Genomic DNA, 22,784 nt, shown 5'->3' with positions numbered 1-22,784 from the left:
CCGTCATTGTTTGGCTCGGTGGCCGGCGCCATGGCTGTGCTTTCGGTTATCATGCGGGCTTTGCTGGCTGGCAATGCCGCAAGCACGGCATGAGGGAGAGAATGATGAAGCTGCATACGCTGTTTCTGCTGGCGGGTCTGGGCACGGCAGCCCTGCCGGCACTGGCCGCCAAGCCCCTGGTGTTCTGCGCCGAAACGGCACCGGAAGGCTTTGATCCGGTACTATGGGATAGTGCATCTACTTATAATGTGACCCGGCAGATTTTCCAGGGACTGGTTGCATTCAAGCGCGGTGGGGTGGACATCGTGCCGGCACTGGCCAGTAAGTGGGAAATATCGGCAGATGGCCTGAGCTATACCTTTCACTTGCGCAAGGGCGTGAGGTTTCAGCACACCGACTACTTCAACCCGACCCGCCCCTTTTCGGCCGATGACGTGGTGTTCACCGTGCAGCGCTGGATCAGGCCCGAACTGCCTTTCAACACAGCATTCAAGACCCAGCTGCTGGGGCCGGCCAATTACGGCATTGCCCAGTCGCTGGCCAGCGTGCAGAAGCTAGACCCCTACACGGTGCGGCTGCAGCTGAAAGAGCGCAACGCCACCTTTCTGAGTTTTCTGGCCATGGGCTTTGCCGGCATGCAGTCGGCCGAATATGCCGAACAGCTGTTGCGGCAGAACCGTGCCGCCGACATCAACCAGCTGCCTGTCGGCACCGGGCCCTACCAGTTCAAGAGCTACGCCAAGGACTCGGCGGTGCGCCTGCAGGCCAATGCCGACTACTGGGGGCGGCCGCAACTTACCCGCAGCCTGGTTTTTGCCATCGTCACCGATCCGCAAGTGCGCATCCAGAAGCTGAAGAACAATGAATGCCAGCTGGCCGCCGCAGTGCGCGAGGCCGATCTGGACAGCCTGCAGGCCGACCGCAATATCAAGGTGGACAGCACCGGCGCGATGAATATTTCCTATCTGGCCTACAATCTGAAACGGCCGCAGCTGGCCAGTCGCGATGTGCGGGTGGCACTGGACATCGCCATTGATCGCGACGCCCTGTTCAAGGCGCTGTTTCCCAGGGGAGGCGCCACGCAGGCGGTCAATCCTTTCCCGCCGGCGGTGTGGGGCTGGAATGGCAAGATCCGCAATGAGTACAATCCGGCGCGCGCACGGCAGCTGCTGGCCAGGGCAGGCTATCCGGATGGTTTCAGCATCAATCTGTGGGCCTTGCCGGTGCAGCGGCCAACCAACCCCAATGGCAAGCTGATGGCGCAAATGATCCAGCAAGACTGGGCCAGGATAGGGGTCAGGGCCACGATCCAGAGTTACGAGTGGGGCGAGTATCTGAAACGGGCAGGGCAGGGCGAGCATGATGTCTATATGAGCGGCCTGACCAGCGACTCCGGCGATCCGGACGACTTTCTGTGGACCGCGCTCTCCTGCAGTGTCAGCAAGAACGGCCAGCGCTTCTGCAATCAGGAATTTGACCAGCTGCTGTTAAAAGCCCGCCAGACCAACGACCGCAAGCAGCGCACGGCCTACTATCTGAAAGCGCAGGAAATTTTCAAACGCGAGCGGCCGTGGATCACCATGGCGCATTCACGCATTTATATTCCGATGCGCAAGGAAGTACAGGGCTTTGTGATGAATCCGAACGGCTCGTTCGGCTTTGAGGATGTCTATGTGAAATAGGCCACCCCTGGCTGGCAGCGGGATCATCCCCGCTGCCAGCCAAGTTCTGGCTTGTTGACTGCCTTGGCAGTCTGCTCCCGCTTGCACGCATCTTCCCCGATGTGTTCGCACACCGTTGCCGGCACCTTCCCCAAGGCTTGCCCGGCAGGTTTCACAGCAATTCAGACGGCTGGCATATCTTTGCCTGCTCGCTGTATCTGTTAGTCCTATCTTACTTGTTTCCTGGATGCGTCCAAGAAAATACGCGTCAAATTCGTGAAAATACCTAAGTAAACATACTTAGTGTTGCACTTATGTCATTATTAATAATTCAATAATTTAAAATTACCAAGTTATTTGATTTAAAGGCTGCTATTTTCTGAGGACAATGCTGCCCATCAATCAATGCGTCTCCCGGCTTTACCAAAATTTACCTGCATATTGGCAAGCATACAGTCGCGTATGTATTTAAAATAAGCCAACTGAATGACTGGGCAGGCAGACCCGGCACAGTGCAGTTCTTCATCTTCCTTCAAGCCCTGGAATGTTTATGCACATCAAGCAAGCATCACCCGCTCTCAAGCTTGTCGCCGCCTTGCTGCTGTCGGCTGCACTGAGCAGCTGCGGCAAGTCGCAAAACGCTGGCATGCCGGCTGCCGGCCCGGCCAGCGTCGGCATCATCACCCTGCAAGCACAGGACACCGTACTAAGCCGCGAGCTGCCGGCACGGATTTCCGCCTTTACCGTGGCCGAAATCCGCCCGCAAGTCGGCGGCATCATCCAGAAGCGGCTGTTTACCGAAGGCAGCGAGGTCAAGGCCGGACAGGTGCTGTACCAGATCAATCCGGAAACCTACCAGGCGGCCTACCAGACCGCCCAGGCCAGCCAGGCCAAGGCCGAGGCGACCCTGGCCTCGGCCGAGCTGAAGGCCAGGCGCTATGCGCAGCTGGCAGAAATCAAGGCCATCAGCAGCCAGGACAATGACGATGCGCATGCTGCCTTGCTGCAGGCGCGCGCCGACCTGGCCACGGCCAAGGCGGCCGTGGAAACCGCCCGCATCAATCTGGCTTATACCCGCATCACCGCGCCGGTCAGCGGCCGTATCGGCAAGTCCAGCGTCACCGCCGGTGCACTGGTGACGGCCAACCAGACTACGGCGCTGGCTACCGTACAGCAGCTCTCCACTGCCTATGTCGACATGACCCAGTCCAGCACCGAGCTGCTGCACCTGCGCCGTGACTTTGCCAAGGGCGCACTGCACAGCCAGCCAGGCAAGGCCAAGGTGAAGCTGATCCTGGAAGATGGCAGCGAATATGCCAAAGAAGGTGAGCTGCAGTTTTCCGATGTCACGGTGGATGCCAGCACCGGCATGGTGACCTTGCGCGCCACCTTTGATAACCCGAATGGCGAGCTGTTGCCGGGCATGTTTGTCCGTGCGCGGCTGGAGCAGGGTGTACGCCAGCGTGCCTTGCTGCTGCCGCAGCAGGCCGTTACCCGTAACCAGAAGGGCGAGGCCGTGGTGATGGTGGTGGGTCCGGACAACAAGGTGAGCGCCCGCATCATCAAGACCAGCCAGACCGTGGGTAATAAATGGCTGGTGGACAGCGGCCTGCAAGGGGGCGAGCGCATCGTGGTGGAAGGCCTGATGAAGGTGCAGGATGGCGCCGTTGTCAAGGCGGAACCCCTCGCTGCCACTGCTTCTGCCGCCAAGTAAACCGGGAAAAGAGTCATGTCGAAATTTTTTATTGACCGGCCGATCTTCGCCTGGGTGATCGCCATCGTGATCATGCTGGCCGGCTTGCTGTCGATTCGCAGCCTGCCGGTGTCACAGTACCCGGCCATCGCGCCGCCGCAGATTGCCATCAACGCCACCTATCCCGGTGCTTCGGCCAAAACCGTGGAAGACAGCGTGACCCAGGTGATCGAGCAGAAGATGCAGGGCATCGACCACCTGCGTTATATGAACTCCACCAGTGACGACACCGGTGCGGTCACCATCACCATGACCTTCGATGCCGGCACCAATCCGGATACCGCCCAGGTCCAGGTGCAAAACAAGCTGCAGTCTGCCATGGCGGCCTTGCCCACCGTGGTGCAGCAGCAGGGCATTACCGTCACCAAGTCGGCACGTAACTTCCTGATGGTGGTGGGTTTTGTCTCGGAAGACGGCAGTATGAACGGCACCGACCTCGGTGACTATGTGGCCAGCAATCTGCAGGACACCCTGAGCCGGGTCAATGGCGTGGGCGAAGTGTCGCTGTTTGGTTCGCAGTATTCGATGCGCATCTGGCTGGACCCCAACAAGCTCAACAGCTACCAGCTGACCACCGGCGATGTCACCACCGCCATTACCGCGCAAAACGCCCAGGTATCGGCCGGCCAGCTGGGCGGCCTGCCGGCCAGGCCGGGCCAGCAGCTGAACGCCACCATCGTGGCGCAGACGCGGCTGTCCAGCCCGGAGCAGTTTGGCAACATCCTGCTGAAGGTGAATGCCGATGGTTCGCGCGTGCTGCTGAAAAACGTGGCGCGCATCGAGCTGGGTGCCGAAACCTATCGCACCAAGGCCCTGTTCAATGGCAAGCCGGCAACCGGCGTGGCCATCAAGCTGGCCAGCGGTGCCAATGCGCTGGATACCGCCCAGGCCGTGCGCAACAAGGTAACCGAGCTGTCCGCCTACTTCCCCAAGGGGGTGAAGGCGGTGTATCCGTATGACACGACGCCGTTTGTAAAAATCTCCATCGAAGAAGTGGTCAAGACCCTGGTGGAAGCCATCGCCCTGGTGTTTGTGGTGATGTATGTGTTCCTGCAAAACTTCCGCGCCACGCTGATTCCCACCATTGCCGTGCCGGTGGTGCTGCTGGGTACTTTTGGCGTGATGGCAGCCACCGGCTTTTCCATCAATACCCTGACCATGTTCGGCCTGGTGCTGGCCATCGGCCTGCTGGTGGATGATGCCATCGTGGTGGTGGAAAACGTGGAACGGGTGATGAGCGAGGAGGGCTTGCCGCCGCGCGAAGCCACGCGCAAATCCATGGGGCAGATTACCGGCGCACTGATCGGCATTGCCCTGGTGCTGGCGGCGGTATTCGTGCCGATGGCTTTCTTTGGCGGTTCTACTGGCGTCATCTACCGCCAGTTCTCCATTACCGTGGTGTCGTCGATGGCGCTGTCGGTGCTGGTGGCACTGGTACTGACCCCGGCGCTGTGTGCCACCCTGCTCAAGCCGGTAGAGAAGGGCCATGGTGTCGGCCATGAATACACCGGCGTGTTTGGCTGGTTCAACCGCACTTTCGACCGCAATAGCGAGCGTTACCAAGGCATTGTTGGCCGCATGCTGAAAAAATCGCTGCGCTACATGGTGATTTATATCGGCATCATCATCGCCATGGCGGTGTTGTTCATGCGCTTGCCCACTTCCTTCCTGCCGGAAGAAGACCAGGGCATCCTGTTTACCCAGGTGCAATTGCCACCGGGTGCCACCCAGGAACGTACCGATGCCGTCTTGCTGCAGGTGCAAAAGCATTTCCTGGCGGATCCGGCGGTCAATTCGCTGTTTACTGTCTCCGGCTTCGGTTTTGCCGGTAGCGGCCAGAACATGGGCCTGGGCTTTGTCCAGCTCAAGCCCTGGGATGAGCGCAACCGGCCAGACCTCAGCGTGAAGGCGGTGTCCGGCCGTGCCATGGCTGCCTTCAGCCAGATCCGCGACGCGATGATTTTTGCCTTTGCGCCTCCGGCCGTGATGGAACTGGGCAATGCCTCCGGCTTCGACCTGCAACTGCAAGACCGTGCCGGTCTGGGGCATGACAAGCTGATGGCTGCGCGTAACCAGCTGCTGGGCATGGCGGCCAAGAACCCGCTATTGATGGCAGTGCGTCCCAATGGCCTGAGCGACAACCCGCAATACCTGCTGGATGTCGACCACGAAAAGGCCAATGCGCTGGGGGTGTCGGTGGCCGACATCAACAGCACGCTCAGCACGGCGGTGGGTTCCACCTATGTCAACGATTTCATCGACCGTGGCCGTATCAAGAAGGTCTATCTGCAAGGTGATGCGCCTTACCGCATGTCGCCGGAAGACCTGGGCAACTGGTATGTGCGCAACAGCGGCGGCAGCATGGTGCCATTCTCGGCCTTTGCCAGCTCGCACTGGGGCTTTGGCTCGCCACGACTGGAGCGTTACAACGGCCAGTCGTCGGTGGAAATCCAGGGCTCTCCTGCACCTGGTGTCAGTACCGGCACCGCGATGAGCGAGATGGAAAACATGATCAAGCAGCTGCCGGCCGGCATCGGCTACGAATGGACCGGCCTGTCCTATGAAGAGCGCCTGTCCGGCTCGCAAGCGCCGGCGCTGTACGCCATTTCGCTGCTGATTGTTTTCCTGTGCCTGGCGGCACTGTATGAAAGCTGGTCGATTCCCTTCTCGGTGATGATGGTGGTGCCGCTGGGGGTGATCGGTGCCTTGCTGGCAGCCAGCCTGCGTGGCCTGTCCAATGACGTGTATTTCCAGGTGGGGCTGCTGACCACCATTGGCCTGGCTTCCAAGAATGCCATTCTGATCGTGGAATTTGCCAAGGAGCAGCAGGAGCATGGCCAGGAGCTGATTGCCGCCACCATGGAAGCGGTACGCATGCGCCTGCGCCCCATCCTGATGACCTCGCTGGCCTTCATTCTCGGCATCTTGCCGCTGGTGATCAGCCATGGCGCGGGCTCTGGCAGTCAGAACGCCATCGGTACCGGGGTGATGGGCGGCATGATCTCCGCCACCGTGCTGGCGATTTTCCTGGTTCCGGTATTCTTCGTGGTCATCCGCCGGCGCTTCCCGCCCAAGAAACGGGCGGATGAGCTGCATGGCATCAGCAAGGAGGGCCTGTAATGTCCCGATTCATCAAACTGTGCAGCCTGTCGCTGTTGGCGACTGCACTGGCGGGCTGCTCGCTGATTCCGCAATATCAGCAGCCCGCGTCGCCGGTAGCGGCGCAATGGCCGAGCGGCCCGGCCTATCTGGGCGTGCCGGCCAGCACGGCGGGCAGCATCCCGGCTGATCAGCTGGCCTGGCAGCAGTTTTTCAGCGATCCGGCCATGCGGCAGCTGATCACACTGGCGCTGCAGAATAACCGCGACCTGCGCGTGGCGGCACTGAATATCGAAGCGGCGCGCGCGCAGTACCAGATTGAAAAAGCCAATCTGTTTCCTGCGGTCAGTGCCAGCGGCAGCGGCACCAGTCAGCGTGTGCCGGCCAGCATCAGCAGTACTGGTCAGGAGTACATCAGCCATAGCTACACAGCTGGCATCGGCTTCAGCGCTTACGAGCTGGATGTGTTCGGCCGCCTGTCCAGCCTGAAACAACAGGCGCTGGAAAACTATTTCTCGCTGGAGGAAACCCGGCGCAGCACGCAGATTTCGCTGGTGGCCGAAGTGGCCAATGCCTATCTGACCCTGCTGGCCGACCGGCAGCACCTGCAAGTGGCGCAGCAAACGCTCAAGTCGCAGCAGGCTTCCTACGAGCTGACCCGGCGCAAGCTGGAGGTGGGCGCGGCAACCGAGCTGGACCTGAGCGATGCCGACACCACCGTGCAGACGGCACTGGCCGACCAGGCCAGCTATCAGCGACAGCTGGCGCAGGATGAAAACGCACTGACCCTGCTGGTGGGCAGCAGCATTCCGGCGGACATCCTGCAAGGTGGCGATCTGGAAACCCAGGGCCGGCTTGCCGATGTACCGGCCGGCCTGCCATCCGCGCTGCTGCAGCGCCGTCCGGATATTCTGGCGGCAGAGCACGACCTGAAAGCGGCCAATGCCAATATCGGTGCGGCGCGCGCCAGGTTTTTCCCCAGCATCAGCCTGACCGCCAGTGCCGGTGCCAGCTCCAGCAATCTGTCCGATCTGTTCAAGGCCGGCAGTGGCAGCTGGTCGTTCAGCCCCTCGCTCAATCTGCCCATCTTCAATGCCGGCAGCCTGAGCGCCAATCTCGAGTCAGCCAAAGTGGCGCGGGACATCGCGGTGGCCAAGTACGAAAAGGCCATTCAGACCGCCTTTGGCGAGGTGGCGGATGCGCTGGCGGTGCGTGGCACGGTGGGTACCCAGCTGCGCGCGCAGCAGGCGCTGGTACAGGCCAGCCAGCGCAGCCTGCAGCTGTCCGAGGCCCGCTTCAAGGTGGGGGTGGATAGCTACCTCACCTTGCTGGTGGCCCAGCGCAGCCTGTATGCTGCGCAGCAAAACCTGATCAGCACCCGTTTGTCGCAGGCGTCCAACCTGGTGACCTTGTACAAGGTGCTGGGTGGTGGCTGGCAAGCGCCGGATCAGGCTGGCTAAGCCAAGACCGCCATGCCCTGCGGCATGGCGGTTGCAGATCCTATTCCAAAGGCCGGGCAATGCACCCGGCCATGATTCCGGTGATGACAAGATGGCACGCAAGACCAAAGAAGAAGCAGACAAGACCCGGCAGCTGCTGCTGGATGCTGCCGAGCAGCTGTTCTGGGAGCAGGGCGTCAGCAAGACCACACTGGCCGGCATCGCCGAACACGCCGGGCTGACCCGTGGCGCCATCTACTGGCACTTTGATAACAAGTCCGACCTGTTCAACGCCATGTGCGAGCGGGCCTTTCCCCGCTTCGAGGAAATGATGCAGGCGCTGCTGGCCGAGGATTATTGCCCGGAGCTGAGTCCGGCGCAGCGTTTGTGGCAACACTGCTGTGAAGTGCTGCAGCTGGTGGCCACCAGTCCGCGCATTGCCCGCGTGGTGGGCATCATCAACCTGCGCTGCGAATTTGTCGGCGAAATGCAAAACTCCTATCTGCTCGATCGCACCTGGCTGAGGGACAAGGTCGGCAATCTGCACGCCATGCTGACGCAGGCGGCGGAAAAAGGGCAGGTCAGGCCGGGTATCGATCTTGCCTGTGCCTCCGGCTGCCTGCATTCGATGATTTGCGGCCTGGTCGACAGCTGGATGATCAACCCGCAAGTGGTCGATCTGGAAAGACATTGCGAACAGCTACTGACGCCATTTTTTGCCGGCGTGTTTGTCGCCGATTGCTGGCTGCCGGCCGCACGGTAAGCCGCAGTATCTGATTTTCCCTTTGCAGCAATACTGGCTACACTGTCATGGTCATGCCCTGCCTGTCTTGTCAGCCAGGCTGTCGGCATGCTGGCCATCATTAGCGGGGGCTCGGCCAGACAGTCGTTTCAGTCAGAGAGTGAATCATGTTCAAAAAAATATTCGGTGGCTTGCTCGGGCGGGGAGAGACGGCAGCAGACAGCCTGCCAGCGCAGGCGCAAACCGTGGTAGAAGAGGATGTTGCCGTCCAGGCCGCTCCCTTCAGCCTGCCACAGACACTGGGCTTTGTTTCGCACCAGCCCATTCAGGATCAGTCGCAACGCATTGTCGCCTACGAATTTGCCGTCAAGGACAGTGTGGCGGTGTCCCGGCCGGCCGCCAGTCGCCGCAGCTTCGACCAGTTGCTGTTCAATACCTTGAAAAACATGAATATCTTCCGCCTGCTGGCTTACCGGCGGGCATTCATTCATGTGTCACTGGCCTCGCTGGATGATTTGCTGCAGCAGCAACTGCCAGCCGCCAGCGCCATTTATCTGCTGGAGCTGCAGGATGGAGAACAGCTGGCCGATACCCTGATGCCACAGCTGGATGCGCTGCGGGCCGCCGGCCTGCGCTTTGCCGTGGAGCCGGCACGCTACGGCACGGCTCCGGTCGCGCTGGCGCTGTACCAGCGCGTGGATTACATGGTGCTGGACTTTGCCGCGCCCAATACCCGGGCATTGTTCCCCTTGCTGGAGCAATTGCCGCAACGTTATCCGCAAATGCGCTGGCTGGCGCGCAATATCAATACGGCCGAAGAACTGGCGCTATGCCGCCACTCGCCCAATAGCGACCGTTTTGCACTGTTTCATGGTTCTTATCTGTCGGTGGCGCAAAGCCGGGTCAGTCAGAAAGAAGCCGCCAGCCAGGGCAGGGTGCTGGAAATCATGCGCCTGCTGCGTGCCAATGCGCCGGTGGCCGAGATAGAGGCCCAGTTCAAGCTGGATTCCTTACTGCTGTTCAAGCTGCTGCGCTTTGTCAATTCGCCGGTGAACGGCCTGTCGCGCAAGATCCAGACCATCGACGAGGGGCTGATGCTGTTGGGACGCAGCGCCTTGTTCAAGTGGTTGTCATTGCTGCTGTTCAGCTCGGATGGCGACAGCGGGGCAACCCTGTCCTTGCTGGAAAAGTCCTTGATCCGTGCCCATTTCATGGAGGAGCTGGGCATCATTCGTGGCAACAAGCTGGAAGCCGAGCACCTGTTTCTGACCGGCATGTTTTCCCTGCTGGGTGATTTGCTCAATCTGCCGCTGGCCGAGGCGCTGGAGCCACTCGACCTGCCCTTTATGATTTCGGATGCCCTGCTGCAGCACAAAGGGCTGTTTGCCGCCCCCTTGCAGTTGGCGATGGCTTGCGAGCAGGACGATGGCGAAGGCATTGCCGAGCTGGCCGGGCAACTGGAGATCGAGCTTGACCAGGTGAGCAGCGTATATATGGAAGCGGTGGTGTGGGCGCAAGAGGTGCTGAGCGAAAGCGAAGTGCAGAGCAATGTGGAAGGGGTGTAGCGCCACGGTTGCCCGGCACCTGCCGGCGCACTAGTCGCGGCTGCGCTTGCCGGGCTTGCTCCAGTTGACGGTGGCCTGATGCCGGTCATCATCTTCGGTATGCAGATAGCGCCGGGTGGTTTCAATCTGCGCATGCCGCAGGTTCTGGCTGACGGTCAGCAAGGGCAGGCCGGCCTCCAGCTGATGCGAGGCCGAACTATGCCGCAGCCAGTGGGTGGTGGCATGTTCCAGATTGGCGGCAATCTGGCTGTGGCCGTTGGCGCGTGCATCATCCGCAGCAGATTTCATGATGGACTTGATGATTTTGTACAGCGAATCGGCGCTGATGGCGGCCATCTCGCCATACACGCTGCACACCAGTGGCGTGGTTTCCGCCGGCGAGGGCAGGGGCGTCAGCCCCAGGAAACGGCGATAACGCTGCAAGGCGGTCAACAGCGCCGCCGGCACCGGCACCAGCCCTTCCTTGTCACCCTTGCCGGTCACCCGGAACCACCAGTTACCCCGGATCAGCCGGATGTCTGCCATGCGTGCCGTCGGAATTTCGCGCAAGCGGGCTGCTGTGTAGTAGTACAGCGAGATGATCCACAAGGCGCGCTCGGCATGGCGCTTTTCCCGCTCGGTTTCCGCCGGCAAGGTTTCCAGCCAGTCGAACAGGAAATCTATGGTTTCTTTTTCCAGCAGACGTTCGTCATGGATGACCCGTGCGTCGGGTGTGCGCCCGCGTTTGAGAGCGAACGGGTTGTGGCGCAAATAGCCGGCTTCAACCAGATAGCGGAACAAATTGGCCAGAATCACCTGGGCCTGCAGGCAGGAGGACGCTGACAGGCCGTGTTTGTGTGGCGACCACTTGGCAAACGGCTTCCAGTCCGGGTGGCTGCGCGGTCGGGTTGGCCCGCACCAGCTGATATCCGGATTGCGCAGAAACTCGCTGTATTCCAGCACATCATCGCGATTGATGTCCGACAGGTTCTTGCCACGTTTGAGCGAGGCCCATAACAGGAAGCGCTCGGCTTCCTTGCGGTAGGAGTCCAGCGTGCGCGGCCGCTGGCGATATTCCTTGAGCCAGGTGCGCACAGCCTCGACATCGGAATCAGCATCGATCAGACAGGCACCTTGCTGGCGATTCCAGCCATGCGCCGCGGCAGGCTGCAATGTGGCCGAACTGGCTGTGGCAGTATCGGCATCCGTCTCAATAATCAAGGCAGGGAAATTCAATCAATCACTCCGGCCGCAGCCAAATCCGCCATGCGGATGCTGGTTGATTTGTAATTATTCATTGAAATAAATATCAACATTATGTGGATAATGGTGAATTATAACCAGCTTTTGGCCAACTCGCCCGCTGTTGTCGACACGCTCATTTCGCCGCAAGCGTAGCCATGGCCGGGTCTGCATGCATGCAGGCAAGCCAGGGTCGCAGGGGAGGCGTGGCCCTGCCAGCCCGCAGCAGGCAACCGGGCGCGGGCATGGACAGTATCCTGCCGACTCCCGGTGTTGCCGATCGACCACGACACCCATTTCCATCCATGCCCGCCATGCCATACACCACATCAGCGAAACTCCCGATGCGCAGCTGTTGGCAACGGATGCGCTGCTACTGGTACTCAGTATTTGCTGCATGGCTTGCTGCTTGTCGCGTCTGGTGCTTGCAGACCACCAGCGACTGCCGGATGCATGATGGCCAAGCAGCCTTGCCATGCCTGCAGCCCTATGTTCGACCTGACTTGAAACAGTGCTGGGCGAGCTACTGGCAAGCAATGCACAGCCTGCTGGTCCGATGGTTGGCTGTGCGCGTCATGCAGGGACAGGTGATTGTGGTCTGCCTTGCCAGCCGTGCAGCAGTCATCCAATGCAATCAACTGCGTGCTCAGGCAAAACCTCCTGTCAGCAAGCCGTGTTTAGTCAGTCTGGTGTGCAAGCTGATGTGTACAAGGCGCTCCCATCCGGCAGGCTGGGCTTGATGATGCCTTGCCTGTTGTACTGGATCATGCCCGATACTATATTTGACATAATATATAAGCGATTGCTTATTAAAGCCCTCCTTCCCCGCTTCGCTAGCCTTCGCCTGTTGGGGGAGTCCCATCATTGCCACCGCCATCAGCCCGGCCACTCCCATCACGCCGAGCTTTCTTCTGAAATCCTCCCACACCCTCTTTCGGTCCTCGCTGGTCTCACGCTCCATCTGGGCCGCCGCGATGATTTCCATGCCCTGTATGCCAAGCACGTCTGCAACCATGATGCAGGCGAAGTCGTCCATGATGCGTTCACCGTTTATGTACTGAACGATTGTGTTTCGACTGATTTTCAGCCTTTCAGCTGCTTTCGCTTTACTGCTCTCGCCTAGCTTCTCAATCGCCTCGATCAGGTACTCCGTGCTTTTTTTCATGTGCGTCCCTTGACTGCACTCACATGAGTGCAATAGCATTCTGTCATGCACTCGCCTGAGTGCACTAGCCGTATTCCTAATTTTAGCAGGAGCTGGCCATGACCTACCGTCTAAAGCGTTGCGGAATGTGGAAGTCTTTTTCGCACATCCTGATGTCTTGCAGCCGTGGTTTTTACGTGACCGGCTCCGGCTTTGTTATTCGCCGCATTCCTGCTGTTGTGAAGCAGCTTGCTTACCGTTGGCAATGTGAGGCTGCCAAGCATTTTGGTGATTACCCTGCTTCCAAAAAAGCTCCCTTTTTTGGCCCGTCTTGTTATTGCCATGGTTTGTTTTGGTTTGTAGGCCATGACCATAGCGTTAATTACCGCGTCAAGCCCGTTTCTCACGCTCACCTGCTTTCAATTCATTGAGGTTTATTTCATGAAAATGCTTCTTACGATGTTCGAACACTCCTTCGGGGTTTCCCAGAAGTCCGGCAAGGCTTACAGCATGGCTTCACTGTCTGCCCATTTCCAAGCCTCTGACTTCAAAAAGGAAGGCTACACCCGAGAAGTGAGAGGCTATGAGCAAGCCCCTGTCGAGGTGGCTGAGAGCGCTATTCCGAAGCTCAAGGAAATGACTTACCCCTGCTTGGCCGATGTTGTAACCGGCTCCCGTCTTACCCGTGAAGGCGGCAAAAACATTGTTGTCTTGGTGGTGGAGAACGTCACCAGTTGGGCGGCCCTCGTTCCCCAGCCTGCAAAACAGTAAAGCGCCATGTCACTTTTCATTGACTCCATCACCATCAAGCAACGGCATCCGGGTCGCCTCGATCTGGAAACCGGCGAGTTGGTGCCGACCATTCCCATGGTCGATGAAGGCGTCATTGGCAAGTTTCCGCGCTCGGATGATACGGGGGAGTACTGCGAAGACCCTGAATGGGCCATGCAGTCACGCAAGAAAATCCGTGGTTCGTTTGACTCCCTCGTCATCATCAAGTCTGACGGCTTCACCGTTGAGCTTACTGGCAACATTGGCCGTCTCGATCGGTGCGACAACCTTTTTAACTTGGACTTTGACGCCACCCTGCAGCGTTGTAACGAGCTGCTGGCGCGTTACGGTTTGCCACCTTTCACCGCTGGTGAGCAGGTGATAAACCCTAACCCGTCTGCACACGATGTGAAGCATGGTCTGTTTGAGTATTGGACCGGCGCTTCTATCAGCAACATTCACCTGACACGCAACTACGCTGCAGGCTCTGCAGCTAACGCACAGGCTGTCATTGACTGGCTGGCTACGCAGTCGATGAGCAATGTCCGCCGTGGCCGTGCTGGCGAGTCAACTACCCAATGGGGCCGCAAAGGCGGTCGCAAACTTCTCAAGGCCTACATCAAGCACGTTGAAATGCTCGTGCATCGTCATGGCCGCAAACGCCAACAGGTCGAAGCTGACCCCGTTTATCAATATTGCCTGCAAGAGGGTGTTGTCCGTCTGGAATTGGAAGCGGGACGCCTGCTCCTCCGCGACAACCGCTTGCGCTTCCTCGGGGATATCACCATGGAAAAACTGACTGAGCTTTTTGACGATGAAGTAAACCCGCTGATTGGCCGCGTGAAGGCTGATGTGACCCGTCTCGAGCTGGACGCTCTCCCGGCCAAAGTCCGCATGACTGCCGCCGCTTTCCTGCGCGGTGAGAACGTGAAAACGCTTCTTTCCACGCCCACTTTTTACCGGCACTCAAAGGTGCTGCGCGACTACGGCTTGGATATTTCTGAGCCTCTGCCCACCCTGCAGAAGTTCGCTTCTGTGATCAAGGTTATTGAACTCAAGCCGCTGGATTCCGCACCTGATTGGTATTGGAATCACCAGCGCCGTATGACGCTTTCAGCTGTTCCGGCTGAGCCTGCGCGAGAGGCTGCTTAATGTCCCTTTGCGTCCAGGCACAGTCCGATGGCTCCTTCATTGCCACGACTGATTCCCCTCAGTCGTGTCAAGGCTATCTCCTGCTTTCCCCGCAAGAGGTAGCCACTCTGCAGCCGATGTTCCCGCCGCTTTCCCTCGCTGATGGTTCTTTGATTTCCGGGGCTATCTTACTCGTTTGGGGGTCTGCTTGGCTTTACAGGAATATCGGCAATTTCCTTTCTTCATCTCAAGGTGAAAACTAATGACTATCGCTTCTCGCGTTTCCTCGGTTCAGCGTCTGGCACTCGCTGTCATCGTTGCTTCGGTTGTTGCTACTCCGGCTTTTGCTGATACTGCCGGTGTTGACGTTTCCAGTCTGGTGACCCTTATCGGCACTGGCTTGGCTGCTGTTTCCGCTATCGGTGCTGCTGTTCTGGGTGTACAGGGTCTGATCAAGCTGTATGGCATGGTCAAGGGCGCTCTTGCCCGCTCCTGATTTAACGCCGGGTTAATGGCAGGGGTGGCATCTGCCACCCTTTTTTTATTCTGTGACAGGGGTGCGTAATGTGGCGGGTTATTTCGTTATTATTGCTTTTGTTGGGGCTGGCTGGATACTCTTTCGCTGATGATGTGATTGATAATAAATGCTGGTCTTATACGGGTGTTCCTCCGTCTGCGCCTAATGGTGGTGGTTCTTCTCTCGGTTATATGAAAGTGCCGGGGACTAATGTTTATGAAAACGCATATACTTGCAATGCTGAATCACCTCGGATTACCCGTTTTTACGGCGACGCTATTTATTCTTGCCCCTCTGGCACGTCTGATGTTAATGGTGTTTGTAAAAATACTCGTCCAACTTGCTCAATGTCTAATATTGCTGCCCGTTGTGCTGCAAAAAAAGGATGGGGCTTGGCTATGAGTGATATTTCTAGTTCTTCTATGTGTGGCATTCCTTCTGCGCCTGCCACAATGCCAGATGATTGCGACCCGCCGCCGGGTGTTGGTTGTAGCATGACTGCCCGTTTTAATCCTCTCGGTCCCCCGTTGTATATGGATTACACTGGTTTTACCTGTACTGCTACTGCTCAAGTAGCTGACCCATCTAATCCGAATTCCGGAAATATGCCTGCGCTTCCACAGCCTTTGCCTCAATCTCCCGGAAATTGTAAGTCTGATGAGTATTGGGGCACTGTCTCTGCTAATGGAAAAACACTTCAAGGTTGTTTTGGCGCTGGCCCAATTCCTTCGTCTAATGCGCCTGTTGCTGATCCTGCAACTGGTAAAGATGCTAATGGCAATTGCGCTGCTAACTATATTGGAACCATTGATTCAACTGGCGCTTTCAAGTGCTATCCGAATACTCAGCCTGATTCTAATGCTAATTGCCCTGATGGTTGGAATAAGATTTCCACGGGTCAACAAACTGTTTGTGTTGATCCTAATTCAAAACCGGGAGGCTCTGGTTCTGGTTCTGGTGGTTCTGGTAATTCTGGCGGTAACTCTAATAATCCGGGTACTGGCGCTTCCAGCCCTTCAAATGGCGGTTCTCCCAATGCTTCCGGCACTGACTCACAAGACCCCGGCAAATGCACTGGCTTGCCTGACTGGGTCTGTAATCTAGGCTCTGGCCTTTCCGGCCCCGATGGTGGTTCGCCTTCATCCCTTGCTTCTGCTGGTGGTGATATATCCAGCATGCTGGATACGTCCGATTTCTTCGGCGGTGGTTCTTGTCCTGCTCCTAAGGTTGTTGTTGTTCCGCTTTACATTACTGAGTGGAATTGGACTATTGATTACAGCCCATTCTGTGACATTGTCGCTCGTCTCCGTCCTGCTGTTATTGCCTGCGGCTTTCTAGTTGCTGTCGCTATTATTCTCAAGAGGTAATTGCCATGCCCGCTTGGTTGATTCCTGTTGTTTGGGGTGTTATTAGTTCTATTCTGAGCGCCCTTATTGCCCGTATATTGACTGCTATTGGCGTCGGCTCTGTGACGTTCATTGGCGTCAACTTGATTGTCGGCAAGTTGAAATCTGCGATTATGGGTTTCACTTCTGGCTTTGGTTCTGATGCTGTAAATATTCTTGGCATGTCCGGTCTTGGTGTTTGTTTCTCGTTATTATTTAGCGCTTATACAATTCGCCTTACATTGGCCGGTATGGATAAGGCTGGTAATTATTCTCAGATTAAGTTTTCTGGATTTGGGGGTAAGTGATGGAAATTATTTCCCATTATTTTTTCCCTGTTCTTTTCTTTTTTATGTCGATTATCTTTGCTTTTTTCGCTGAAAAGTCATTTCATCACTACGCATTATTTTTAAAACTGTCTTGTGTTTCTTGTTTTAATGCATTCTTTTTTGCTTTTCTTATTTTTATTGGTGATCATTTATGATTTACCTCATTACCGCAACACCCGGCAGTGGCAAAACCCTATTTACTCTTCAATGGCTAAAAGAAAAGGCCGACAATGAAAATCGTCAAGTTTATTACTCAGGTATTCCACTATCTGATAAAGGCAAAGAATTGCTCGGCTGGATTGAATTGGAAGACCCTGAAAAGTGGTTTGAATTACCTGCTGAGGCCATTGTGGTCATTGATGAGTGCCAGAGAATATTTGGCGTTAGGCGGTCAGGTGGCGTTGTTCCTAAGCATGTATCAATGTTCGAAACACACCGCCACCTCGGTATCGACGTTGTTCTTATTACTCAGCATCCAAGCCTTATGGATGCTCATATCCGTAAACTTGTGGGGACGCATCGTCATTTGGTTCGTCAGTTTGGCGCTCAGCGTTCTACGCTCCTCACTTGGCAAGAGGGTTGCCAAGAAAACCCGAATTCTCGTTCTGCGACTAAGTCATGCCTGGACAACAAGGTATTCGTTTTTCCGAAGGAAGTTTATAGCTGGTACAAAAGTGCAGAAGCTCACACCCATAAATTCCAGATGCCCAAAAAGCTTAAACAGCTTTTGATACTCGCCGTATTCGTTTTATTTGCTTTGGGCTTTCTGGGCTGGAAGCTTTACCAGATGTTCTGGGTGACACCTCACCAGATGCAAGCGCAGCTTGCGCCCGGCGCTCCGAACCCACAACAGTCGGGTGCTGGCTCCCCCTTGCAAGGTGGGGCGGTTAGCGCCGGGGGGAAACCTCCGAAAACCATTTTAATGGCCATTCAGGAGAGGATTCCCCGTATTCCAGAGGCTCCTGAGACTGCCCCTCGATACGACGACCTTGCTGTTCCTAGAACCTTTCCCCGTATTGTTGCTTGCATTGCCAGCACAAAGAAGTGCGGGTGCTTCACTCAGCAGGGTACGCCTGTTGATCTTCCCCTGGACAAGTGCAAGGCGAGGGTAGAGCGTTCTGAGTTTGACCCCTATGTTGACGAGCAGCAGGGACGCAGAGACGACCGCTATGCTGAGCCACGCAATGTAGTGCCCGAGACTCAGCAGCCGCGCCAAACCCCGCTGCAAGGCCGGCAATCGCCTGTTAATTCTCAGTTTGCTGTTATGGGCGATTCAGACCCGCAAGGTAACCGTTTTGATGATTTGCGCCAGCATCCCGGCTTGACCATGAAGAGGAGAGCGGCTTCTGCCGCGAATTGATATGGACCTGATTTCTATACCGCTGTCTATTGTTTTGCAGATTGCTATTGCTGCCGGCTTTTTTGGGGCCTTTCTTGCTTCTGTTGTGCCTATTCTGCTTCGCTGGGCTGAGCCGTGGTTTTACCTTGTCATGTATCCGATTTGGTGGCGTATAGCTCGTCGTGTCGTTCGCCGTTACTACGATTCAGAGCTAAAAAGCCAATTCAAAAAGATATGTAACTCTAAATGTCAATAATGCTATTTTCGTGCCAGTCTTAAAATGCATTAAATACAACACTTTTTAGTAGCCAGTTGCTCGGGTGTCAAAGCCGTTATCCTAAGCTGCAGCACTAATTTGCCTTCATGGATGCGCGGCCTTGCACGTCAGCAGCCAAACCCCCTCACTTCATTGCAGACAGAGTTGGCCTCCGGCCAACTCCAGAACCTTGCTCCTCTGAACCTGATTACCAAACCTCGCCGGGACGGCGTACCCGTAGGCACTGCCGGCCGGAACAGATCTATCGTTCCGGTTGGTAGGGTACGGGGGCTTAATGCCTGGCATGGGCGGATTTATCGCCCTTGCTGGGCATTTAGCAGGTGCAGGCCATGACATCACCGACAACAAGGCAAGCGCGGGAAGATGCGAGCGCGGGAAGGGGCTACGCCCCACCGCGGCGAGCATCACCGCGCAAGCCGCGTAGCGGGGGTGGCGAAGCCACCCGAAGTAGACGGGTGACTATGTAATACCCGTCTTTTTTCTCATTTTGAGAATTTTGCCGCAGGAAACCGACGAAAAAACGTCGTGCAGCAAGGGCGTTATTCGTCAGGAAACAGGCGGTAGAGTAGGGCCCCGTACTTCGCTTGGTGGTGGCAGTTCCTGCGGTAGAAATCGCGTTCCATCATCAGCCGTTCAATCAGCTCAGCTTGTTCCTGGACAAGTCGGTGCGCCTTGCGGTACTCGGGCATCATGGCCACATCCTCATAGCGCAGCCGCACACGCGTTGCGGGACATTCCAGCAGCAAACCATCATCGGACACGCGAAAGCCTCGCCATGGCCCGGCAGAAGCCGGCAGCGTGACGCTATTGCGGCCAGACAGCAGGATGAATGCCCATTTCGGCACAGGTTCGCGGCCAGATCGCCAGCGGCCTAGCTGGTCGGGCTGCAGACCGCATTCGCTGGCCACCGTGTAGAGGTCACCAAAACAAACAGCCCGAACCAGTTCGGTCGGGCTGCAGGAGAATTCGCACCAGGGGAATTTACGACGCATCATGTAACGCCAATGTCGTTGATCGGCTCGTTACGGTATGCCGAACAGCTTTGTGGTGCTCAGCAAGGCCAGTCGCAAGGCCATGTACGCCATGATAGCGTATTTGACATAATATATATTATGCGAACTCATGTAAACCACGGCATAAAGCCAAACCATGTTCTTGCCGTGGTCATGTCCGGCTTCTCACCCGGCTTGTGGCCCGCTACCATAGCTGGCTTGACCCACCCGCACAGAAAGACAAGCATCATGCAATACCGCAAGTTGGGCGATACCGATGTCTCGGTCAGTGTAATCGCACTGGGCACCATGACCTGGGGTGAACAAAATACAGAAGCCGAAGCGCACAGCCAGATCGATATGGCGCTGGCGCACGGCGTCAATCTGATCGACGCTGCCGAGATGTATCCGGTACCGCCACGGCCGGAAACCCAGGGACTGACCGAGAGCTATATCGGCAGCTGGCTGAAGAAATCCGGTTTGCGTGAGCGCATTGTGCTGGCCAGCAAGGCTGTGGGTCCGGCGACTGACCCCAAGCGGCCAAGCCACTTTCGGGATGGCAAGCCGCACTTCGACCGCAAGAACCTGACCCAGGCGCTGGATGACAGTCTGCGCCGCCTGCAAACCGATTATCTGGATCTGTATCAGCTGCACTGGCCGGATCGCACCGCCAATAACTTTGGTGCGCTTGGCTTCCCCTGGCAGGACGATCCGGATGGCAGCACGCCGATCGAGGAAACACTGGCCATTCTCAAGGAGTTTATCGATGCCGGTAAAATCCGTGCCATCGGCTTGTCCAATGAAACGCCCTGGGGCTTGGCCCAGTTTCTGAAAGCCTCGGAAAATCTCGGTTTGCCGCGTGTGGTGAGCATCCAGAATCCTTACAGCCTGCTCAACCGGCTGTTTGAGATCGGCTTGTCCGAGTTCAGCCGGCGCGAAAACATTGGCCTGCTAGCGTATTCGCCGCTGGCTTTTGGCGTCCTGTCCGGCAAGTATCTGCACGGCGCGCGCCCTGCCGCTGCGCGCCTGACGCTGTTCGAGCGCTTTACCCGCTATAGCAGTGAAGGTGCCGCGCTGGCGGCGCTGGCTTATGTCGAACTGGCGCAACGCCACGGCCTGAGCCCGGCCCAGATGGCGCTGGCCTTCGTCAATAGCCGTCCTTTCGTCACCAGCAATATCATTGGTGCGACCACCCTGCCCCAGCTGCAGGAAAACCTGGACAGCATTCATCTGACACTGGATGAAACCGTGCTGCAGGAGCTGGAGGCCATTCACAGCCGCATGCCCAATCCCTGCCCCTAAAACCTGCCATTGCGGTGCCGAGCAATAACAAAAAAGCCCTGATCAATCAGGGCTTTTGCTTTGGCAGACGTAAGGGCCTGGCTTATTCGATGTCTTTTTCGCGCTGATACATGGCGTAGCTGAAAATCGGCCAGCCGGATGCCAGCGCTTGTTCCAGTGTCAGCTGTTGCGGCTGCCAGTGTTCCGGCTGGTCGTCATCGAATTCGCCGAATACGTCGTACAGGGTGGCGGACAGCACATCATCCAGTTCGTCGGCGGATTTCATCTCCACCACGATGAAATCGTACATTTTTTCCCATTCGCTGGAATTGCGCATCGGGATCTTGAAGAACACCATACTGTTACTCCTGTTATCAATGCGGGCCGCAAGGCGGCGACCCTGTTTCATGTTTCGCCGGGCGCTATCTTACCATTTGCGCGGCATTGTTCATCCCCCGTCTGTGACAAGCAGGCAGGCCCGGAGTTTGTTCGCTCTTTGCTGCCGGCCGCTTCACTCGTCGCTCCCCTCTTCCGCGCCGGCGTCCAGCAAGTGCCCCGGTAGCTGCTTGTTGGGTTTGATGCCCATCTTGCGCAGTCTTTCCGCACTGGATAGCAAATTGCCGCGGCCGCTGGAGAGTTGCCTCATTGCATCGCCAAACGTGTCGCGAGTGCTGTCCAGCTGCTTGCCCAGCTTTTCCATATTGCCGACAAAGCCAGCCAGCTTGTCGTACATGGCACCGCTCTGCCGGGCAATTTCCTGGGCATTCTGGTTCTGGTATTCGTAGCGCCAGATGCTGGCCACCGTGCGCAGGGTGGCCAGCAGGGTGCTGGGGCCGACGATCATGATGCGGCGTTCGAAAGCCTCATTGAACAGGCTCATGTCATGCTGTACCGCCAGCAGGTAAGCCGGCTCGACCGGGATGAACATGAAGACGAAATCAACGGTATTGAGATGGTAAAGGTCCTGGTAGCGCTTTTCCGACAAGCTGCGGATATGCTGGCGGATGGCCGCCACATGCAGCTTCAGCTCTTGTTCGCGCACGGCTGCGTCATCGCTGGCCACATAGCGTACATAGGCATTCAGGCTGACCTTGGAATCAACCACCAGCTGCTTGCCTTCCGGCAGGTCGATCACCACATCCGGCTGATAGCGTTTGAGGCCATCTTCGGTCTCCACCACATCCGACACCTGTACCCGGTATTCGCGGTCACGGCTGAGGCCGGATGTTTCCAGCACCTTTTCCAGCACCATTTCGCCCCAGCCGCCCTGGGTCTTGTTGCTGGCACCGGTCAGTGCCTGGGTCAGGGCCACCGCGTCCTGGTTCAGCCGGGTATTCAGCTCCTGCAGGCGACGCAATTCATGCTCCAGCGTCAGCCGCTCTTTGGAATCCTTGTCATATGTGTCCTGCACCAGCTTGCCAAAACCCTGGATGCGTTCGTGCAGCGGGCCAAGCATGGCACCGATGTTTTGCTGGTTCTGCTCGGTAAACCGTTTGGACTTTTCTTCGAGGATGTCGCTGGCCAATGCCTTGAACTGGTTGCCGAGCGTTTCGCGCGCTTCGCTGAGCAAGGCCAGTTTTTCAGCGGATTGCTGTTTTTCCTGTTGCAACAGGGTTTGCAGCTCCTGCTCCCGGCCGCCCAGTCGCACCACTTCCTCGCCGTACTGGCGCAGTTGCTGCTGTTGTTGCTGCCATTCGCTGCGCAGTTGCTCCAGCTGCCTGGCCTGCTCCTGCCGGCTGGCCCAGTGTGCTGCGGTTTGCTGTTGCGCCTCGTTCAACTGCTGGCGCAAACCGGCCAGTTCTTGCTGCAAGGCGCCCTCGCGTTGTGCAGCCTGTGCGTAATTGTCCTGCGCGGCCTGCAGCTGTGCCTGCAAGGTGGCTTCGCGCTGCAGCCATTGCTGGTATTCCAGCTGCTGGCGGCGTAGTAGCTGGTAACGCGCCAGCAGCAGGCCGCTTGTCGCGCCCAGCAATATACCCAGTGCCAACTCAATCATCGGTTCTTCCTGCAGCATGTCGGTTGCGGGCAAGCATAACTGATTATTTGATTTCGTACCAATTCATGAGGCGTGCCGGCAAGCTGCATGGCCGGGCATGCGCGGCCAGAGGATTTCTGATCAGGCACGCTGTATTTCCGTTCCG

The 22,784-nt window shown here is 57.2% G+C and carries 20 protein-coding genes; 15 read left to right on the top strand and 5 right to left on the bottom strand.

Annotated features, from left to right (window positions below; translation table 11 throughout):
- The first annotated feature begins 101 nt into the window (after positions 1-101).
- The 6 genes from DFR38_RS01345 (at position 102) to DFR38_RS01320 (ending at position 10,259) form a co-directional block, all read left to right on the top strand.
- The gene (locus DFR38_RS01345) at positions 102-1,682 is read left to right on the top strand and encodes an ABC transporter substrate-binding protein (RefSeq protein ID WP_110312884.1); all 1,581 of its coding nucleotides are present in this window, start codon (positions 102-104) and stop codon (positions 1,680-1,682) included.
- 529 nt (positions 1,683-2,211) lie between these two features.
- Entirely contained in the window at positions 2,212-3,375 is a 1,164-nt protein-coding gene (locus DFR38_RS01340; protein ID WP_059285949.1) for an efflux RND transporter periplasmic adaptor subunit, read from the top strand.
- 15 nt (positions 3,376-3,390) lie between these two features.
- On the top strand, positions 3,391-6,534 hold the full coding sequence (locus DFR38_RS01335) for an efflux RND transporter permease subunit (protein ID WP_110312883.1): 3,144 nt from the start codon (positions 3,391-3,393) through the stop codon (positions 6,532-6,534).
- Positions 6,534-7,973: an AdeC/AdeK/OprM family multidrug efflux complex outer membrane factor gene (gene adeC, locus DFR38_RS01330; RefSeq protein ID WP_110312882.1), complete on the top strand. Its 1,440-nt coding sequence runs from the start codon at positions 6,534-6,536 to the stop codon at positions 7,971-7,973. Before DFR38_RS01335 ends, adeC begins: the two co-directional genes overlap by 1 nt.
- A 91-nt stretch (positions 7,974-8,064) precedes the next feature.
- Positions 8,065-8,715 (top strand): TetR family transcriptional regulator, encoded by a 651-nt coding sequence (locus DFR38_RS01325; protein ID WP_146215896.1) that lies wholly within the window; start codon positions 8,065-8,067, stop codon positions 8,713-8,715.
- Positions 8,716-8,861: 146 nt separating this feature from the next.
- Entirely contained in the window at positions 8,862-10,259 is a 1,398-nt protein-coding gene (locus DFR38_RS01320; protein WP_059285942.1) for an EAL and HDOD domain-containing protein, read from the top strand.
- Positions 10,260-10,289: 30 nt separating this feature from the next.
- Here DFR38_RS01320 and DFR38_RS01315 read toward each other — a convergent pair whose 3' ends face one another.
- Both DFR38_RS01315 and DFR38_RS01310 read right to left on the bottom strand, forming a co-directional pair.
- Positions 10,290-11,459 carry a tyrosine-type recombinase/integrase gene (locus DFR38_RS01315; protein ID WP_059285941.1) on the bottom strand — a complete coding sequence of 390 codons (1,170 nt, stop codon included), beginning with the start codon at positions 11,457-11,459 and terminating at the stop codon, positions 10,290-10,292.
- A gap of 667 nt (positions 11,460-12,126) precedes the next feature.
- A complete protein-coding gene (locus tag DFR38_RS01310; RefSeq protein WP_059285940.1) occupies positions 12,127-12,645 on the bottom strand; it encodes a helix-turn-helix domain-containing protein in 519 nt (172 codons plus the stop codon).
- A 98-nt stretch (positions 12,646-12,743) separates the two neighbouring features.
- Between DFR38_RS01310 and DFR38_RS20865 the strand changes: the two genes are divergently transcribed.
- The 8 genes from DFR38_RS20865 to DFR38_RS01265 all read left to right on the top strand — a co-directional run bounded on the left by DFR38_RS20865 (position 12,744) and on the right by DFR38_RS01265 (position 18,352).
- Entirely contained in the window at positions 12,744-13,055 is a 312-nt protein-coding gene (locus tag DFR38_RS20865; RefSeq protein WP_146215895.1) for a hypothetical protein, read from the top strand.
- 10 nt (positions 13,056-13,065) lie between these two features.
- Positions 13,066-13,395, top strand: a complete 330-nt coding sequence (locus tag DFR38_RS01305) for a hypothetical protein (protein ID WP_146215894.1) — start codon at positions 13,066-13,068, stop codon at positions 13,393-13,395.
- A gap of 6 nt (positions 13,396-13,401) precedes the next feature.
- Entirely contained in the window at positions 13,402-14,547 is a 1,146-nt protein-coding gene (locus DFR38_RS01300; protein WP_059285938.1) for a phage/plasmid replication domain-containing protein, read from the top strand.
- A 241-nt stretch (positions 14,548-14,788) separates the two neighbouring features.
- Positions 14,789-15,022, top strand: coding sequence for a major capsid protein (locus DFR38_RS01290; RefSeq protein WP_059285937.1), 234 nt, complete (start codon positions 14,789-14,791; stop codon positions 15,020-15,022).
- Positions 15,023-15,090: 68 nt separating this feature from the next.
- A complete protein-coding gene (locus DFR38_RS20860; RefSeq protein ID WP_146215893.1) occupies positions 15,091-16,410 on the top strand; it encodes a virulence factor TspB C-terminal domain-related protein in 1,320 nt (439 codons plus the stop codon).
- Positions 16,411-16,415: 5 nt separating this feature from the next.
- A complete protein-coding gene (locus DFR38_RS01275) occupies positions 16,416-16,736 on the top strand; it encodes a DUF2523 domain-containing protein (RefSeq protein ID WP_059285934.1) in 321 nt (106 codons plus the stop codon).
- A gap of 172 nt (positions 16,737-16,908) precedes the next feature.
- Positions 16,909-18,117: a zonular occludens toxin domain-containing protein gene (locus DFR38_RS01270; RefSeq protein ID WP_110312880.1), complete on the top strand. Its 1,209-nt coding sequence runs from the start codon at positions 16,909-16,911 to the stop codon at positions 18,115-18,117.
- A 1-nt stretch (position 18,118) separates the two neighbouring features.
- Positions 18,119-18,352 carry a hypothetical protein gene (locus DFR38_RS01265; RefSeq protein WP_110312879.1) on the top strand — a complete coding sequence of 78 codons (234 nt, stop codon included), beginning with the start codon at positions 18,119-18,121 and terminating at the stop codon, positions 18,350-18,352.
- A gap of 560 nt (positions 18,353-18,912) precedes the next feature.
- Here DFR38_RS01265 and DFR38_RS01260 read toward each other — a convergent pair.
- The gene (locus tag DFR38_RS01260) at positions 18,913-19,368 is read right to left on the bottom strand and encodes a hypothetical protein (protein WP_146215892.1); all 456 of its coding nucleotides are present in this window, start codon (positions 19,366-19,368) and stop codon (positions 18,913-18,915) included.
- Positions 19,369-19,614: 246 nt separating this feature from the next.
- Between DFR38_RS01260 and DFR38_RS01255 the strand changes: the two genes are divergently transcribed.
- On the top strand, positions 19,615-20,667 hold the full coding sequence (locus tag DFR38_RS01255; RefSeq protein WP_059285696.1) for an NADP(H)-dependent aldo-keto reductase: 1,053 nt from the start codon (positions 19,615-19,617) through the stop codon (positions 20,665-20,667).
- A gap of 82 nt (positions 20,668-20,749) precedes the next feature.
- Here DFR38_RS01255 and DFR38_RS01250 read toward each other — a convergent pair whose 3' ends face one another.
- Positions 20,750-21,004, bottom strand: coding sequence for a hypothetical protein (locus DFR38_RS01250; RefSeq protein ID WP_059285695.1), 255 nt, complete (start codon positions 21,002-21,004; stop codon positions 20,750-20,752).
- A 153-nt stretch (positions 21,005-21,157) separates the two neighbouring features.
- Positions 21,158-22,639 carry a DNA recombination protein RmuC gene (locus DFR38_RS01245; protein ID WP_244909878.1) on the bottom strand — a complete coding sequence of 494 codons (1,482 nt, stop codon included), beginning with the start codon at positions 22,637-22,639 and terminating at the stop codon, positions 21,158-21,160.
- Positions 22,640-22,784 lie beyond the last annotated feature (145 nt).

The sequence above is a fragment of the Aquitalea magnusonii genome, assembly GCF_003202035.1.
GTDB lineage: Bacteria > Pseudomonadota > Gammaproteobacteria > Burkholderiales > Chromobacteriaceae > Aquitalea > Aquitalea magnusonii.
The sequence above is the reverse complement of the archived record's forward strand: the minus strand, read 5'-3'. Positions and strand labels throughout refer to the sequence as shown.